Source organism: Natronobiforma cellulositropha, from assembly GCF_025629245.1.
GTDB classification, from domain to species: Archaea; Halobacteriota; Halobacteria; order Halobacteriales; family Natrialbaceae; genus Natronobiforma; species Natronobiforma cellulositropha.
This window is the reverse complement of the sequence record NZ_JANZXN010000017.1, coordinates 188,372-203,167: the sequence shown is the minus strand read 5'-3', so window position 1 is coordinate 203,167 and position 14,796 is coordinate 188,372. Positions and strand designations below refer to the sequence as shown.

Here is a 14,796-nt window from a genome sequence, read left to right as displayed (position 1 = left end):
CTCCACGGTCGACCCCCACTCGAGCGGGCGCTGCTGAAAGCACGTATGCAAACCGAACCCAGCGCTCGAGACGAGTACGCTGCCACAGACCACGAGTGAGCACACTCGAGAAAACGAGAACACCCACCGTGAGCGCTGTCGCTGGTCGGCTGTGACGGCCATAAAAGATCCGCAAGAGCCGGAAATCGCGTTTCCGGTGGTTACTCGCTACTTAGTCCTGGCGGCGGAGTGCCAGCATAGCAGCGCCGAGGAGTGCAACGATGGCGACGGCGATGCCGAAGCCAGGCTGACCGTCGTCGTCAGCTGGGTCGTCATCGTCGGTACCGGGGGTCTCGACGTCGTCAGCGCCGTCGTCGTCGTCAGCGCCTTCGTCGTCAGCACCCGTGTCGTCTTCCTCTTCAGGTGGTGCGGCTTCCTCTTCGACGGTGAGCGTACCGGTTGCGCTCTCGCCATCGAACGTCAGTTCGATGTCGTGGGTACCGACGGAGAGGTCGTCAGCGCTGATGGTCGCCTCGAGCGTGGCGTCCTCGCCAGCCTCGAGCTCGAGGTCCTCGCTGGCGACTTCGTCGCCGTTGAGGAGGAGGACAGCCTCGCCGGAGACGTCCTCGTCACCTGCGGTCACGGTGCCGGAGATGGTTGCGTCCTCACCTTCTTCGACGGTGACGTCACCGACGGAGAGGGAGAGTTCTTCTGGTTCGTCGTCAGGTGCGCTGGAGATGACACCGGTTGCCTCGTCCTCAGCACCCGAGACGTCGGAGACTTCGAGGTCGAACTCAGCGCCTTCTGCCTCGTCGCTGAAGTCGAACTCGACAGCCCACTCGCCATCCTCGACCTCAGTGTCCTGGGTCATGAAGAATGGGTTGTCGCCAGTTCCTTCGACGATGACTTCGATCTCCGTGCCGGCTGCGGCGTTGGAGGTGCCGTCGATGACCTGGCCGTCACTCGCTGCGACGGAGAACTCTTCCTGGCTGAACTCGATCGATCGCTCGGCGACGGTGAACGTCGCGCTGACCGATTCTTCGTCGTCGTCACTGCTGATGTACGGGTTGTCCTCACCGACAGTGAAGGTAAACTCGTACTGGTCATCCTCTTCGATGCCGTTCGAGTCGGAGTCGAACGCGAAGTAGATGCTGTTGTTCTCGAAGTCTTGGTGCTCGGCGATAGCGGAGTCGATGTCGTTACCCTCCGTGTTCGGTGCGGGGTTCAGGTGTTCGAACTCCCACTCAACACCGTATGCCTCGAGGTTCAGTCCGGATTCCCAGAGACCCTGGAGACCGCTGGCTTCGACCTGCACGATGACGAGGTCCTCGTAAGCGATCTCGTTGTCGACGCTGGCGGCTTCGAGGATGTCCTCGAGGTCGTCGCCAGCGTTGACGTCTTCAGGCGCCGTGTGGATCGTGACGTCGTCCGTCGAGCGGTCGCCGAGGCGGAGCGTACCGATGTCGACGCGGTCACCGTCGATGAACAGGCGCATGTCGTAGTTGCCCGCAACCAGTGGCGAGCTCAGAGCATTCTGCGTCTGGTCGTCGAAGGTCAGGTCGGTGTCTTCACCCGCGGCGATTGGGGCCGGGTTGATCGTGGAGTTGCCGGCACCGAAGGTGTCGAATTCCACGATCGCGTGGCCATCCTCGGTGTCGGTGATGGTCGCGTTCGCGATGTAGTTGACGTCGCTGGAACCGATCTGGATGCGGACGTCGCGGTCGCCGTCGATGTCGACGCCGATCTCAGCAACGTCACCCTGTGGGACGGAGACGATGCGGTCGGTGAATGCCGCATCGATCTCGCCCTCTTCGGCGACTTCGATCGTGACTTCGTCGCTCGCCGTCGTGTCGGCGGCGCCGAACTCGAACGTGTAGTTGCCAGCGTCCAGACCGTCGAAGTCGATGTCGAGCGACTGGATGCTGCTCACGCCTTCGAGAGCGATCTGGTCGTCGTCGAGCCACTCACTGTCGTTGTCGACGGTGCCTGCGTAGTCGCTGAAGGCAGCCGTAATCTCGTCGACATCGAGGTCGTCGGAGTGGACGGTCAGCGTGTAACCGGAGCGCTGGGAGTCGACTTCGACCTCAGCGGTTCCCTCGTACTGGACGGGGAGGTCGCTTTCGATGTCGACATCGAGGCGCTGCTCGTCGATGCGGAACTCACCGTGGTGCGTTCCGTCGCTCTCTTCGATGTCGTAGAGACCGGTGTCGAAGCGCGTCGTGTCGATGGTGAAGTTCTCCTCACCACTCGAGACACTGATCTGGCGCTCGAGACCCTGCGTGTCGTTGCTGATAATTTCGTAGGTCGCGTCAGCAGCGAACACGCCACCATTATCGTTGTCTACGTCTGCTGGTTCGACGACGATCGTCTGACCCTGCCAGTATCGCTCACCGTCTGAGAAGTCCTCGACGTCGTGGTCATCGGCAACGACTGCTCCCGGGAGGGTAGCAGACATCGCAACCACAGAGAGGACCATCAGCGCAGCGAGGAATACTGCACGGGTCTTCTTCGTATATTTTCCTGTCATGTGTTGTTGTGTTACCGTTCGGCAACAGTGACTTTCGTGCACAACCACACATTTCCACGTGTGGGGCCGTACTCGCTACTGTCACCCTGGGTAGGGGTACAATCTGTCCCGATGTACGGGTTATATAAATGCTTTGTGGTGGTGTCCGACGTGTGTCATTCACCGACACCCCGGTCGCTGACCGGGTTTCCCACCACTCTGGCGTTTTCACCACCGCCCGTTTCACACGAAATCGTGTGTACCCAACCCCCCTCGAGTCGCGTTCACTCGAGCAGACACCTCCCGAAACGATACGCACCGACTCGAGAACCGGTAAGTTCGTCTTTCCTCGCGCGGGCGGGCACCGCTCGCTCGCACGCCCGGTCAATATATTATTACTGCCGAAGATGGTGAGGTCTACAGTCGCCACGAACGGATCGGCCGACGGCGTCCCGAACGCATCAGCAGAAATCTGTACCCAGTTGCGGCCACCCGGTTGCTGCGCGCACTCCGTGCTCCCGGCTGCTTACCGCTCGCGTACAAAAATCTGGACCAAAAAAACCGCTCACTTGAGCGTCTACCGCTCGATCACTTCTATCTCGTCGACCCACCTTTTTTCTACTCGGGTTCGCGCCGCTCACCCATCGTACAAAAAATCTGGATCAAAAAAGCCGCTCGCACCCGGCGAGCGCTCGCGGGACTACCGCTCGATCACTTCGATTTCGTGGCCGTCCGGATCCTTGGTGAACGCGTACCGGTCGTCACACGATTCGGGATCCCGGTAGTCGTCGCTCTCGCGCTCGAGCAACGTCTCCCAGTCGTCGTGTAAGTCTTCGACGCGCACCGCGAGGTGGCCCCAGGCGTCACCCAGATCGTAGGTCCGCCCGTCGTAGTTGTAGGTCAACTCGAGGGCCATCTCCTCGGGGGCGGCGTCGACGGGCGTCATGAAGTAGTTCGCGAAGGTCTCGGCCTCCCAGCGGCCGGTGTGTTCGTACTCGAAGGTCCGCAGCCAGTAGCCGAGCGCCTCGGTGGCGTCCTCGACGCGGATCATGGTGTGGTCGAGCGACCAGCGCGCGCCGTACTCACGCTCGACGATCTCGATCTCGTGGCCGTCAGGGTCTTTGACGAAGGCGTAGTTGCCGGGACAGGACTCGGGATCGCGGTAGTCCTCGACGCCCGCCTCCATCAGTTCCTCGTAGGCGACCTCGACGTCGTCGACGCGGACGGCGATGTGGCCCCAGCCGTCGCCCATCTCGTAGCTCCGCCCGTCGTGGTTGTAGGTCAGCTCGAGCGTCGCCCCATCCTCGTGTTTCTCCGGCGGCCCGAGGTGGACGTTCGTGAAGGTGTCCGCGTCCCACCGGCCGTGTTCGACGTAGCCGAAGTGGTCCTGGTACCACTCGAGTGACGCCTCTAAGTCTTCGACGCGGATCATCACGTGATCGAGTGTCGCGTGCATGCCAGGCTAGTCACGGCGGGCGAGCCAAAAGCGTAGCGACCGCGGCGGTCCGGGTAGGGGAACGAGGGGGACCATGCGGCCGACACCTCGAGCGGAAAGCGGGTTCTCAGCGTCTGCGAACGACCGGTGCGGTTTAGCCGCCGGGTAGAAATGTACACATATGAACATTTGTCTCGTGTTACCACGGGCGTTTCCCCCGGACGGCCGAGTCGAACGGGAAGCACGAGCGCTTCGTGCGGATGGACACGCGGTGACGCTGGTGTGTGCGAACCGCGGTGGCGAACCGACCCGCGACCACGTGGATGGAACCCGCATCGTTCGAGTTGGTACGGACGGCGTGCGCGACGGCGTGGCGTACGCGGCGAGTGCCCTGACGAACCTCGCCGTCGGGGTCCACCCGAAGTGGTATCGGACGGTCGAACGCGTCGTGAAACGAGAGCGGAGCGACGCGATACACGTCCACGGTCTCACGCTGTTGCAGACGGCGCTGCTCGTCGGCCGACGCCGGGACGTAGCGGTGGTCTCGGACCTCCGGGAGAACGCCGCCGCAGCCATCCGTACCCAGCGCGAGCGAACCGGACTCCGGGGCGCACTCGCCCGCCCGTGGCTCGCGACCGAGCGGACGCTCACGCCGCCGACGAGGTGGGACCACCTCGAGCGCTCGTGTCTGCGACGGGCCGAACACGTCTTCACCGTCTGTGCGGAGATGAAAGCCCACTACGTCGACCGCTGTGCGCTCGACCCCGACCGGGTGACCGTCCTCACCCACGGCGTCGACCGGGACCGGTTCGCCGCGGCGAGTACCGACGGCGGAGTGAGTGTCGCCGTCGCCGACCGACCCGGGTGTGACGACCACGACGACGACGAGCGAAGGCCGGCCGAACTCGCGTGCGTCGGTGACTTCGGCGACCCCCGCGGTCCCGTGACGCTCCTCAGCGCACTCGAGCGCGTTCGCAGGCACCGGCAGGTCCACCTCACGCTCGTCGACGCGACGGACGGACTCGAGCGGGCACTCGGCGAGGCGGTTCGCGAGCGTGGTCTCGAGGACGTGGTGACACTCGAGTGCTGGGCCGACGACGCGACCGTCGCCGAACGAGTGAACGGCGCTGACGTACTGGTCGCGCCCGCCGTCTCGACGCCGTACACGGAAACGACGCTCCCGCGAACGCTACTCGAGTACATGGCGACGGGAGCGCCGCTGGTCGTCACCGACGTCGCCCCGCTCGAGCGAACGGTGACGGAAGCGGACGCCGGCGTGGTCGCCCGCGCTGGCGACCCGGCCGCGATGGCCGACGCGCTGTGTCGGCTGCTGGACGACCCCGCGGCCGCCGCGCGCTACGGGGAGAACGCCCGGCGAGCGCTCGAGCGGCGCTACGACTGGGAGCGACAGGGCGAGCGTCTGTGTCGGCAGTATCGGCGTCTCGCCTGAACGGCGAACGGGTCCCGCTTCGGTTCAGGCGGGCGAGCGCACGGCGTGGTCGTCACCCGAATCCGACACCGGTGGCGACGCGGAGAGCGGTGACGAGTCCGTCTCGTCCGTCGCCGTGAGCACCGTGGTGAGCGCCTCGACGAGCGCGGCGACCTCGTCGACGCCTTTCGCCCGGTGGCCGGGAACGTCCGTTCGGCCGTCGACGGTCACCACGGGGACCGGCACGCCGAGACCGCTCGCCTCGAAGAGGTCCGCCTCGAGCGGGTTGCCCGAGACGAGCCACCGCAGCGCCGCGTCGACGGTGTCGTCGAACGAGCGCTGGCCGCCCGCAGCGGTGTAGGCACCGACGGCGCTGGCGAACAGCGACTGGTTGACCGGCGCGAGGAGGTGCCACTCGCGGACGGCGGGTGCGGTCGGGCCGGCAGCGAGTAGACGCCAGGTCAGCCGACGGACGAGTGAGGCGTCGGCCGGCCGAAACGCGCCGTCGGATCGCAACCGTCGGTCGACGGTCGCGGCGAGTGTCTCCCCGGCGAGCGCGAGCGTGTCGGGACGGCCGAGGACGGACGCGCCGCGAGCGAGGGCCACGACAGTCTCCTGGAGGTCCCGGTGAGCGCCCCACTCCGCCGCGACGTGAACCCGCTCGAGCGAGTCGAGGTAGGCCGCGAGCGCCTCCCGGACGGCGCCGTCGTCGGTCCGCTCGGCGAGCGCCGCCACCCCGGTGACGAAGGGCGCGTCCGCGCGGTCCGTCACCTCGGTCGACCGGCTCACCTCGAACCCCGCCCGGGCGTCCGCGAGCCAGCGGTCGTCGAAGGAGTCGGCGGCGAGACAGGACGCCTCGAGCAGCGCACCACGCGCCGCAGGTGAGAGCCGACCGCGGAGGACGTCGTCCGCCCACAGCGACCGGCCGTACTCGAGCAAGCGGTACAGGTGCTCGTCGTAGACGGCCGTCCCAATCGAGGAGGCGCGCCAGCGGAGCACGCGCTGTAACGCGACCGGGACGGCGCGCAGTCGGGTCCCCCGCACGGGAGACCACTCGCGCCCGTTCGGCGGTCCGTCGAGGTCGCTGGCACGGAGTGCGGTGACGAACCGGTCCGTCCCCTCGTCCCAGAACCCCGACTCGGCGACCGGCCGGAACAGACACGCGAGCGCGTCCTCGAGCCAGCGCTCGAGTGGTAACGGCTCGCTCGCGAGGCGGTCCTCGCGCCAGAAGCGCTCGAGCGGGTCGGCGACGCCGTGGGTGTCGACGATGGCGTGACGAACCGGCGAGGCGGCCGACGGCGTCCGACAGCCCTGTGTGTGAACGTAGTGGCCTGTCACGACGCGAACCGACCAGCCCCGGACGGGTAGTTATGCCGGCGTTTCGATCGGTACGGTCACCGAACGTACGCCCAGGTGGCCAACAGCAGGAAGTGGACGACGCCCAGCGGAATCGCCGTCCGGTTCGGTTCGATGGCGAGACCGGAGGCAACGGGGAGCGAACAGGCCGCCGCGAGCGCGAGCAGTCCCGCGGTGACCCGCCGGTCGGCACCGATCCGTTCGGCCGCCGCCCAGACGAGCGCGAACGCGTAACAGAGCGTTCCGAGCGGCCACCACTCGAGCGACGGCGGCATCCCGACTGCGGTCTCGAGGTAGGCCGGCAGCGTGATGACGTACCAGCCCTCGACGGTCACCATCCCCCACGGGAAGACGAGCGTCGCGGAGGTGGTCCAGACGACCACCCAGGGGACGACCAGCGGCGAACAGAGCGCGAGCCACCACAGCAGTGACCGGCGACGCTGTGAGCGGTCACTCACTCGAGCGCTCGCGTCAGGACTCGCCGCCTCGGGTCGCGACCCCGTCACGGCGAGGGGTCCTCTCGCACCGGCGGGGGTCCGCCCCGCCGAAACACGGCGAAGACGGTCATCGCCGGAGGATGAGTTTCAGGACGTCTTCGTCCTCGAGGACGTGCTGGTCACCGACCTGTTGCTTGTCGTGGGTGGCGCTCGGTCCCGAGACGCGGGCGAAGCGAAAGCGCTCTTCGAACTCGCCGCCGAGTTTCGAGACCGCCTCCTCGATGGTCGCCCCTTCTCTGAGCATCAGTGGCTCATCGTAGTCGACGCCGCGGCCCGGTTTGTCCATGTAGACGCGGATGAGTCCGAGGTTCTCCCAGAGACGGTCTTTCAGCGCCTCGAGCCCGCGTTCGGCTTCGGCGGAGATGAACGTCACCTCCTCGGGGTCCAGATCGCGCTCGCGAAGCTGTTCGTCGACCGTCTCCTTGTACTCGGGCGTGATGAGGTCGACCTTGTTGACGCAGGTGATCGAGGGGATGTAGACGCGATTTTCCATCAGGCCGTCGATGAGCCGGTCGATGTCGACCGCCTCGCCGAAGTTGATGTCGGCGTTGACGTAGCCGTACTCGCGCATGACCTCTTTGATCGTCGCCTCGTCGAGTTCCTGTTCGGCGCTCGAAGTGATCTTGATCCCGTCTTTGATCTTCGAGCGCACGGTGATCCGCGGCGGTTGCTGGTCGACCCGGATCTTGATGTTGTAGAGTTCCTCCTGGAGGCGGTCGTACTGTTCGATCTCGAACACCGAGAGGACGAAGAGAATCAGGTCGGCGTTGCGGACCACCGAGAGCACCTGCTTTCCGTCACCCTTGCCGGTGGCAGCGCCCTTGATGAGTCCGGGGACGTCGAGTAGCTGAATGTTCGCCCCGCGGTGTTTACACATGCCAGGGTTGACGTCGAGCGTCGTGAACTCGTAGGCACCCGTCTCGCTCTCGGCGTTGGTCAACACGTTCAACAGCGAGGACTTCCCGACGCTCGGAAAGCCGACGAGCGCGACCGTCGCGTCGCCAGTCTTCTCGACCGAGTAGCCCGTTCCGCCGCCGGCGGAGGACTGGTTCTCGAGTTTCTCTTTCTTCTCGGCGAGTTTCGCCTTCAGCCGACCGACGTGTGACTCGGTCGACTTGTTGTAGGGCGTACTGGCGATCTCTTCCTCGATCGACTCGATTTCCTCCTCCAGCCCCATATACCTACTTCGTATCCGTCCCCACCGAAAAACACTTTCCATGCCGACGCCGTCGGCGCTTCGCCGATATCCACGGAGACGCGGGACGGATGGCCCGCTGTCGGCACTCGAGTGGGCGGCCGTCGGCCTGGTGTGTCCCAGCCCGATTACCGTTGCCAACCTGACTTCGACACGCATTTAGCTGGGGCGGGGAATCGTCCACTCGGAGATGCCGGACCCGTCGACGCTGCGCGACAGCACGCAAATCGTCCTCCCATGCGAGCGCCTGCACGAACTCGAGCGGCCGCTCGACGACGAGTTTACGGTGACGATTTTCGACGAAGGCGACGAGCGCTGCCGGATCATCGGCAGTCCGGTCGAGATTAAAGAGGCGAGTCAGTACCTGGCGAGACACGGTGTGACCGTCCGCTGACGGCCAGGGAGGCTCACGGTCTTCTCGCGCTGACGACGGCAAGTGTCGCTACCAGCACCAACACGACAGCGGCGGCGATGGCTCCGAATCCGGGCATCGACTCGCTCGCCGAGTCGTCCGACTCGTCGTCCCCACTCGCGTTCGTCCCGTCGGGCGTCTCGAGTGCGTCGTCGTCCACCCCGGTGGAATCGTCGTCCCGGTCGTCGCCTCGCTCGTCGTCAGCCGCGCCCTCGTCCGCGTCGTCGTCCGCGTCGGCTTCGGCGGGCGGGTCGAGCTGGAGGACGATCACCGCCTGGCCGTGGGAGGCGTCCGTCTGGTAGGTCCAGCCACCCACCTCCTCGTAGCCGACGGCGTCGTCGATCGGATCGACGTTTGTATCCCACGCCTGGTGAGTCTGCTGGACGTATCCCACGATCTCGATCCAGTCGGCGTACGGACCCGAAATCTCCGGTTCGCCGTACTCGACCGTCCCGTCCTCGGGGAGACCGTGGAACTCGATGCAGTGGGCGTCGAGCAGGCCGTCACCCTGTGGCAGGTCGGCTGTCGTGCCGAACTGGTCGGCGTCGAGCGGCCGGTCGTAGTGCTCGGTCAGCGGATACTCGACGGTCATCGGATCGGCGAACGAGTGCCAGGAGAGTGAGTCACCGGTTGGAACCGTCACAGTCGTCCCCGGCACGCTCTCACCGACGATCACCTCGCCGTCTTCGTTGAGCAGCGTCACGCAGAGCTTTCCGGAGCCATCACCGAGATACGGCTGACGGTAGCGATCACGCGGGTTGACGTAACTGATCCAGCTCCCGTCGGCCGCCTCGGCCTCGAAGTAGGGGTCGTCACGGTCGGGAACCGCTTCGGTGTAGGCGTCCTCGAGCGGCGGCGTGGCATTTTTCTCGTCGGCACTGTCGTCCTCGCCGAGGGCGAGCGCACTCGAGGCGGCCGGGTCGACCGTCAAGAGCGTTCCGGCGGCGACGCCACCCGCGACGGTGGCGGTGACGCCGAGGAGTGCGACGAGCAACACGAAGCCGACGGCGAGCGGGACGGGCGAACGGGGTGGGTGGGAGTCTGTGAGCATAAGTCAGTGTTCGTGAAGGTTTTTCGAACGATGCCCCGGACTACCGCCGTGGCGGTTGTAGGTATGATCAGCATACCGGAACGTACGGAGTGCCTAGGAGTGCAGGGGCGGACACGAAGGGCGGCGTGAGAGGCGGGCGGACAGCGGAGACCCTACCGCTCGGGATGCGTCGGCGCGTCGAAGCCACCGCGAACCAGCGGGCGGGCGACGTGGCGTCTGGCACACGGCGGCACCTCGTACCAGCCGACCTCGAGCGCACGCTCGAGTGCTACTTCGGCGCGTTCGTCGGCGCTCGTCCCGCAGGGCCGACAGCGATAGCCCTGGTCTCGCCCGGCGCTCTCCATCGTCCGCCCACAGTCCGCACAGGTCGGCGTGACCCGCTCGGTGTCGACCAGGTCACGGACCGCGAACTTCTCGAGTTTGAGCGTTCCCCGCGAGACCTCGCCGCAGACGGTGAGGTGGTCGCCGACGCGGAGGGAACGCACGCGGTGGCGAAAGCGCTTGGTGGGTTCGAACGCGGCGCACTCGAGGCTGTGGTCCCCCTCACCATCGGCCGGCCCCAGCGTGAAGAAGACGTGGCCGCCGCGGCGGGTCTCGGGCTCGCTCGAGACGACGCCCTCGACGCGGTAGGCCCGCCCGTCGCGGACCGTCTCGAGCGTGCCGTCGGCGAGGTGGGCGTCGGCACCCTGGTTGGTGACGAACAGTTCGGCGTCGGCGACGGGTTCGCTCTCGATAGCGTGTGCGACCGTCTCGACGGCGTCGGGGTCGTCGCCACGAATCCCGTGGAGGATCGGACCCGGCGTGTGTGGCACGCAGACCGTCTCGCGCTCGCCGCGGTCGACGGTGTCCCAGACGGCCGGGTAGCCCGCCGCCGCGGCCGCGAAGACCGAATCGGCGTCGACCGCCCGCGGCGTCCCCCACCGGTCGGCGTCGCGATAGGAGATGTACTCGTAGCTCCAGGCGTTCTCGAGCATCTCGGCACCCGGCGGGCCGCCATCACTGCGCCAGCTACCCACCGCCGCCAGCGCACCGATCCGGCCGCGGCCGTCCCCGAGCCACCAGTGGCGGTAGCCAACCTCCTCGCACAGCGCCGCCGCCTGCTCGATCTCGAGGTGCTCGCGGAGGGCCGCGCGGGCGAAGGAGCGAACCGCCTCGGGCGTCGCGTCGGGGTCGTGGTCGGCGACGACCAGCCCAGGGTTGGTCGCCTCGTCGTCGCGAATGGCGAGCGACTCGAGGCACTCGCGGGCGACTTCGAAGGCGAGACCTGGATCACAGTCGATGTGAATCGCGAGTGCGGCGTTCCCGCGCGTCTTGTACTCGACGGCGGGATTTAAGCGGATCAACAGCAGTCGCTCGACGCGGCCGTGACGGCGCAGTCGCGCGGCGATCTGCGCGGCGACGTACGTCGTACACATGCCGTCGGTGCGCGAGTCGGTGTCGTCGAGCCCAACGACGGTCATCGCGTCGGCATAGTGGCCGCGTAGGGTAACGCGTTTCGAGGCGCGCTCGAGGACTCCACCAGCGACACCGTGGAGAAAACCGATGCGGTTGGCATTCTGTCCTTCTCGGAACTTACTGATCTACCGGCCGAACAACGCACGGACGATGCGCCGCAGTAGCGGGCCGGGCTGGCCCGGGCCAGCGAATTCACCGCTCGCCAGTGCCCCGTGTTCGATTCCCGGCGGCCGGTAGCCTTCGATCTCGGCGTCGGTGAGGTGGTACGGTGGGTAGAGATCGGCGTGCTGGTAGTGCATCGTCTGTTCGGCGAAGCCCTGGCCGAGCACGCGAAATGCCTCCGGCGGCTCGAGCCCGAGCCGGAGATACGCATCGCGGACCTGACACTGGAGGTGGTGACAGAGCAGACCCTGAACGATCTCGGTCGTCAGTTCCGACTCGAGGGTGGCCTGTGGCGGCGTCATCTGGAGCTGTGCGTCGGGTGGTCCCGCACTGGTGTGGCTGCGCTCGCCGACGACTGGCTCTTCGATGCGGCCGTCGTTGGTGCGGCGCTGGTACTGGAGATCGAGCGCAGAGACCTCCGAAATTGGGTCGATATCCGGTGGCAGGCGCGCCTCGAGTTCGGCCGCCAGTGCCTCGTAGAGGTCGTACGCGTCGGTGATTCCTGCGACGGCTTCTATCGGTGAGGCAGCATCCGGGTTCTCGAGATAGGCGTCGAACTCGAGGGCGAGAAACACATCGGCGCGGTAGACGATACCGCCGATGGGGGCGGTCTCCTCGGGCATCTCCACGATGGGTGGGACGTCGGGGTGGAGCGCGCTGTGGTACTGCTGGGCGTAGGGACCGAACTGTCGCTCGAAACTGTCGAACTCGAGACCGAACACTGCGCCGAGGGTGTAGGGAATCCACTCCGGGGTTAGGCGTGGGGGGAGCGTTGGATAGCCGCGCTCGCGCTGGACGTAGTACTTGGCGTACTCCTGGGCCTGTCGCAAGTGGACTGACTCAGAAGGTGTTTGTTTGGTTGCTCTATCTGGATACGCATCCTGCTCGTGAATGTATATTTCACCAGTTGTATCTAGAGATATCTCGTGGCAGATGCCGTCGTTATCAACGACAGAGATTCCGATTCGCGTAGATCCATCGTGAACTGTTTCGTCGAAGACCGTTGCCTCCATCTTAATCGTTGCCTCCGTGGACATCTTCTATCGTACCCTCGCGAGGCAGGTCTGCACCAATCCGCCGGAAGAAAGCCAGAACTCGTTCTTCTTCTCCGAGCACTCGAGCGACCTCGAGGGTGAGGTAGATGTCTTCGCGGTGGAGTCGATCTTTACCGACGTGGATGGTTCCACCGACAGCGAGCGTCACCGCCATCGCCTCGGGCTGGCTCAGCCCGTACTCCGAGACGAGCGGCTGGACAACGCTCTGAGTCGCACCGAGTGTGACTGCGTACTCGGCATACTTGTATGCGTCTCGCAACCGGTCGGGGCCGACGCTCAGGAGGTCAGTGTCTTCGATTCCTGCCGTCATCTCCTCCGTCGAAACATTACCGCTGAGCACCTCTCGGCGAGTTTTATCGACTCGCTGGACGTGGACCGTCGTCGTGGCGAGGCGCTGAATCCCCAGTTCGCTCCCCTCTACGATGTACCCCGTGGCATCGCGCTCAGGTGCTGGGTTCGGTTCGACCACCAGTGAACGCCGCTCCTGGGGGAGCATACTGATAGCGCCGCCAGTCTGCTGTCGCACGTGAGCCAACTCGTGTGCGAGCAGATATTTTCCTTCAGGACTCTCCGGCTTGTACTCGCCGCGGTTGAACACCACGTGGTTCCCGGTCGTGAACGCGCGTGCCTCGAGTGCGCTCGCCGCCTTCGCGGCTTCTGGACCCGTATGTAGCTGCACATCGCCAAAGGAGTCGCCCATCCGTTGTTCCATCTCTTCACGAACCGACCCCTCGAGCGGCCGCCCTGGCTGGGAAATTACCCGCCGCACCACGTCGGGTGTCGCGGTCTCACCTGCTAAATCGCTCTCCGTCTGCGCCTGGACCGAACGCATCGCACTCGGCGTATCGAGTTCGACACCCGCTTTCCAGGAGCTACGCACTCGAGCATCACGGACCTGCTCGCCCATCGGGGTGTTACAGCCTTCGGGGAGTTCACCCCGTTCGCCCCACGCCTGAACCTGTTCGAATCCACGCGTTTGGATTAACTGGTCAAGCTGGGCCGCCTGCTCGGGCGACGGTCGCAGTACACTCGAGAGATACTGGTGTGGCCGCGCTCCGCGCTGGGTCTGTGGTTGCGCGCGAGCGCGCCGTGTTCGTTCGTTGTTCTCACTATCGTCGTTCGACCGGTCACGCCGGTCCCGGTCGAAACTCACACACCCCACCTCGTGTATCGTCGAATTGGTAATTATCGCAGCGTTACTGTTCGGTCCTCTTAGCTGTTGGTGTTCGGACACTCGAGCGAGAACACCGATGACTCGAGAGATAGCCCGAACGAACGTCATCACCGACACCCATTTCCAGAAATTATATGTGTCTATCCATGAAACTCACTCGTGGAAGTTGCGCCCGCCGACCGGGTGGGGCACACACGAGAAACTGCCCCGGGTGGTAGTAGCACCCGCGGCGCGGCTTCCATCCACAGAGGATCCGAAGCCATGACACAGTACCAACTACGCGACCTTAAAAGGCTCGCAAACGCGCCGTACAGCCCGCGAAAACGCGGTTTTCTGAGTTTCGACTCTCTCACTCGAGCGCGCACCCGCCACCGTCCGGAGGGCCGCCGATGAACGATGGTGGCGCTTCGCCGTCGGACGAGACCCCACAGACCGAGGACGGGTCGGCGACCGACTCGAGTCCCTGGTTCGTCGACGAGGACGCCGACCTCGAGTGGAAGCCACCGCGCTGTCCCCACTGTGAGAGTGTCGTCGTCGGGGTGACGGCGACGGGACCGGACACCATCCAGGCCTCCTGTGGCTGTTGGCTCACGCAGGTGGAAGCGAGGGAGTTACGCAGGTAGCACGCTGAGCGGACGGGCGTTACCTCGGCCTGCTGGCAGTGTTCAGATCGGCCTGCTGGCAGTGTTCAGATTATCGTGCAACCGCCCTCGAAACGATTTCGACCACCACGAAAGCCCCTGACTCGCTCGACCTTCCGGGGCTCGCTGCGCGCGCTCCTTCGTCACGTGCTTGCCAAGCGAGACGCTCGTACCTCACGTCTCGCTGGCCTTCGCTCACTCCTCCGTCGCTCGCGAAGACATCGCCCGGGAGGGATCGACCGAGTCAGCCCCTTTCATTCCCACCCCGCGGTGGCTAACCGATCAGCCGACAGAGGGTGGGAATGAAAGGGCAGGGGCTTTCGTGGTGTCTCGACCCCTAGATTACCCACAGTAGTATTGAACACCGCCGCCCGTGCTGCCGGGTGTATATAAAAGTAGCTCCGGCCAACCGGCGAATCGCCCGACGGAAGCGTGGCGTAACAGGGGAA

At 65.4% G+C, this 14,796-nt stretch carries 12 protein-coding genes; 3 read left to right on the top strand and 9 right to left on the bottom strand.

The genetic code is table 11. The annotated features are described in order from the left end of the window. Window positions 1-211: 211 nt before the first annotated feature. Entirely contained in the window at window positions 212-2,506 is a 2,295-nt protein-coding gene (locus tag N0B15_RS09480; protein WP_263019452.1) for a DUF7827 domain-containing protein, read from the bottom strand. A gap of 679 nt (window positions 2,507-3,185) precedes the next feature. Further along, the gene (locus tag N0B15_RS09475) at window positions 3,186-3,941 is read right to left on the bottom strand and encodes a VOC family protein (protein ID WP_263019451.1); all 756 of its coding nucleotides are present in this window, start codon (window positions 3,939-3,941) and stop codon (window positions 3,186-3,188) included. A 160-nt stretch (window positions 3,942-4,101) separates the two neighbouring features. Here N0B15_RS09475 and N0B15_RS09470 point away from each other — a divergent pair, with 160 nt between their 5' ends. After that, the gene (locus N0B15_RS09470; protein WP_263019450.1) at window positions 4,102-5,370 is read left to right on the top strand and encodes a glycosyltransferase family 4 protein; all 1,269 of its coding nucleotides are present in this window, start codon (window positions 4,102-4,104) and stop codon (window positions 5,368-5,370) included. Between the two features lie 24 nt (window positions 5,371-5,394). Here the strand turns inward: N0B15_RS09470 and N0B15_RS09465 are convergent, their stop codons facing one another. The 3 genes from N0B15_RS09465 to N0B15_RS09455 are packed head-to-tail and all read right to left on the bottom strand — an operon-like array spanning window position 5,395 to window position 8,379. Next, window positions 5,395-6,687: a hypothetical protein gene (locus N0B15_RS09465; RefSeq protein ID WP_263019449.1), complete on the bottom strand. Its 1,293-nt coding sequence runs from the start codon at window positions 6,685-6,687 to the stop codon at window positions 5,395-5,397. Between the two features lie 56 nt (window positions 6,688-6,743). Then, a complete protein-coding gene (locus N0B15_RS09460) occupies window positions 6,744-7,211 on the bottom strand; it encodes a TIGR04206 family protein (protein ID WP_263019448.1) in 468 nt (155 codons plus the stop codon). 58 nt (window positions 7,212-7,269) lie between these two features. After that, entirely contained in the window at window positions 7,270-8,379 is a 1,110-nt protein-coding gene (locus tag N0B15_RS09455; RefSeq protein ID WP_263019447.1) for an OBG GTPase family GTP-binding protein, read from the bottom strand. Between the two features lie 208 nt (window positions 8,380-8,587). Here N0B15_RS09455 and N0B15_RS09450 point away from each other — a divergent pair, with 208 nt between their 5' ends. Further along, entirely contained in the window at window positions 8,588-8,791 is a 204-nt protein-coding gene (locus N0B15_RS09450) for a VNG_1110C family protein (protein ID WP_263019446.1), read from the top strand. Window positions 8,792-8,804: 13 nt separating this feature from the next. On the opposite strand, the gene N0B15_RS09445 is transcribed toward N0B15_RS09450, so the two are convergent. The 4 genes from N0B15_RS09445 to N0B15_RS09430 form a co-directional block, all read right to left on the bottom strand. Then, window positions 8,805-9,860 carry a PGF-CTERM sorting domain-containing protein gene (locus tag N0B15_RS09445; RefSeq protein WP_263019445.1) on the bottom strand — a complete coding sequence of 352 codons (1,056 nt, stop codon included), beginning with the start codon at window positions 9,858-9,860 and terminating at the stop codon, window positions 8,805-8,807. A gap of 152 nt (window positions 9,861-10,012) precedes the next feature. Continuing rightward, window positions 10,013-11,320 (bottom strand): tRNA(Ile)(2)-agmatinylcytidine synthase, encoded by a 1,308-nt coding sequence (locus N0B15_RS09440; RefSeq protein ID WP_263019444.1) that lies wholly within the window; start codon window positions 11,318-11,320, stop codon window positions 10,013-10,015. Between the two features lie 120 nt (window positions 11,321-11,440). Then, window positions 11,441-12,490: a DUF7958 family protein gene (locus tag N0B15_RS09435; RefSeq protein ID WP_484549514.1), complete on the bottom strand. Its 1,050-nt coding sequence runs from the start codon at window positions 12,488-12,490 to the stop codon at window positions 11,441-11,443. A gap of 1 nt (window position 12,491) precedes the next feature. Then, a complete protein-coding gene (locus N0B15_RS09430) occupies window positions 12,492-13,685 on the bottom strand; it encodes an eCIS core domain-containing protein (RefSeq protein WP_317618595.1) in 1,194 nt (397 codons plus the stop codon). 410 nt (window positions 13,686-14,095) lie between these two features. Here N0B15_RS09430 and N0B15_RS09425 point away from each other — a divergent pair, with 410 nt between their 5' ends. Further along, window positions 14,096-14,329, top strand: a complete 234-nt coding sequence (locus N0B15_RS09425; protein WP_263019442.1) for a hypothetical protein — start codon at window positions 14,096-14,098, stop codon at window positions 14,327-14,329. Window positions 14,330-14,796: the final 467 nt, after the last annotated feature.

Coding starts and splice junctions, on each gene's coding strand:
- N0B15_RS09450 (WP_263019446.1), top strand. CDS start 8,588: ATGCCGGACCCGTCGACGCTGCGCGACAGCACGCAAATCGTCCTCCCA.
- N0B15_RS09425 (WP_263019442.1), top strand. CDS start 14,096: ATGAACGATGGTGGCGCTTCGCCGTCGGACGAGACCCCACAGACCGAG.
- N0B15_RS09440 (WP_263019444.1), bottom strand. CDS start 11,320: ATGACCGTCGTTGGGCTCGACGACACCGACTCGCGCACCGACGGCATG.
- N0B15_RS09475 (WP_263019451.1), bottom strand. CDS start 3,941: ATGCACGCGACACTCGATCACGTGATGATCCGCGTCGAAGACTTAGAG.
- N0B15_RS09435 (WP_484549514.1), bottom strand. CDS start 12,490: ATGGAGGCAACGGTCTTCGACGAAACAGTTCACGATGGATCTACGCGA.
- N0B15_RS09455 (WP_263019447.1), bottom strand. CDS start 8,379: ATGGGGCTGGAGGAGGAAATCGAGTCGATCGAGGAAGAGATCGCCAGT.
- N0B15_RS09445 (WP_263019445.1), bottom strand. CDS start 9,860: ATGCTCACAGACTCCCACCCACCCCGTTCGCCCGTCCCGCTCGCCGTC.
- N0B15_RS09480 (WP_263019452.1), bottom strand. CDS start 2,506: ATGACAGGAAAATATACGAAGAAGACCCGTGCAGTATTCCTCGCTGCG.
- N0B15_RS09470 (WP_263019450.1), top strand. CDS start 4,102: ATGAACATTTGTCTCGTGTTACCACGGGCGTTTCCCCCGGACGGCCGA.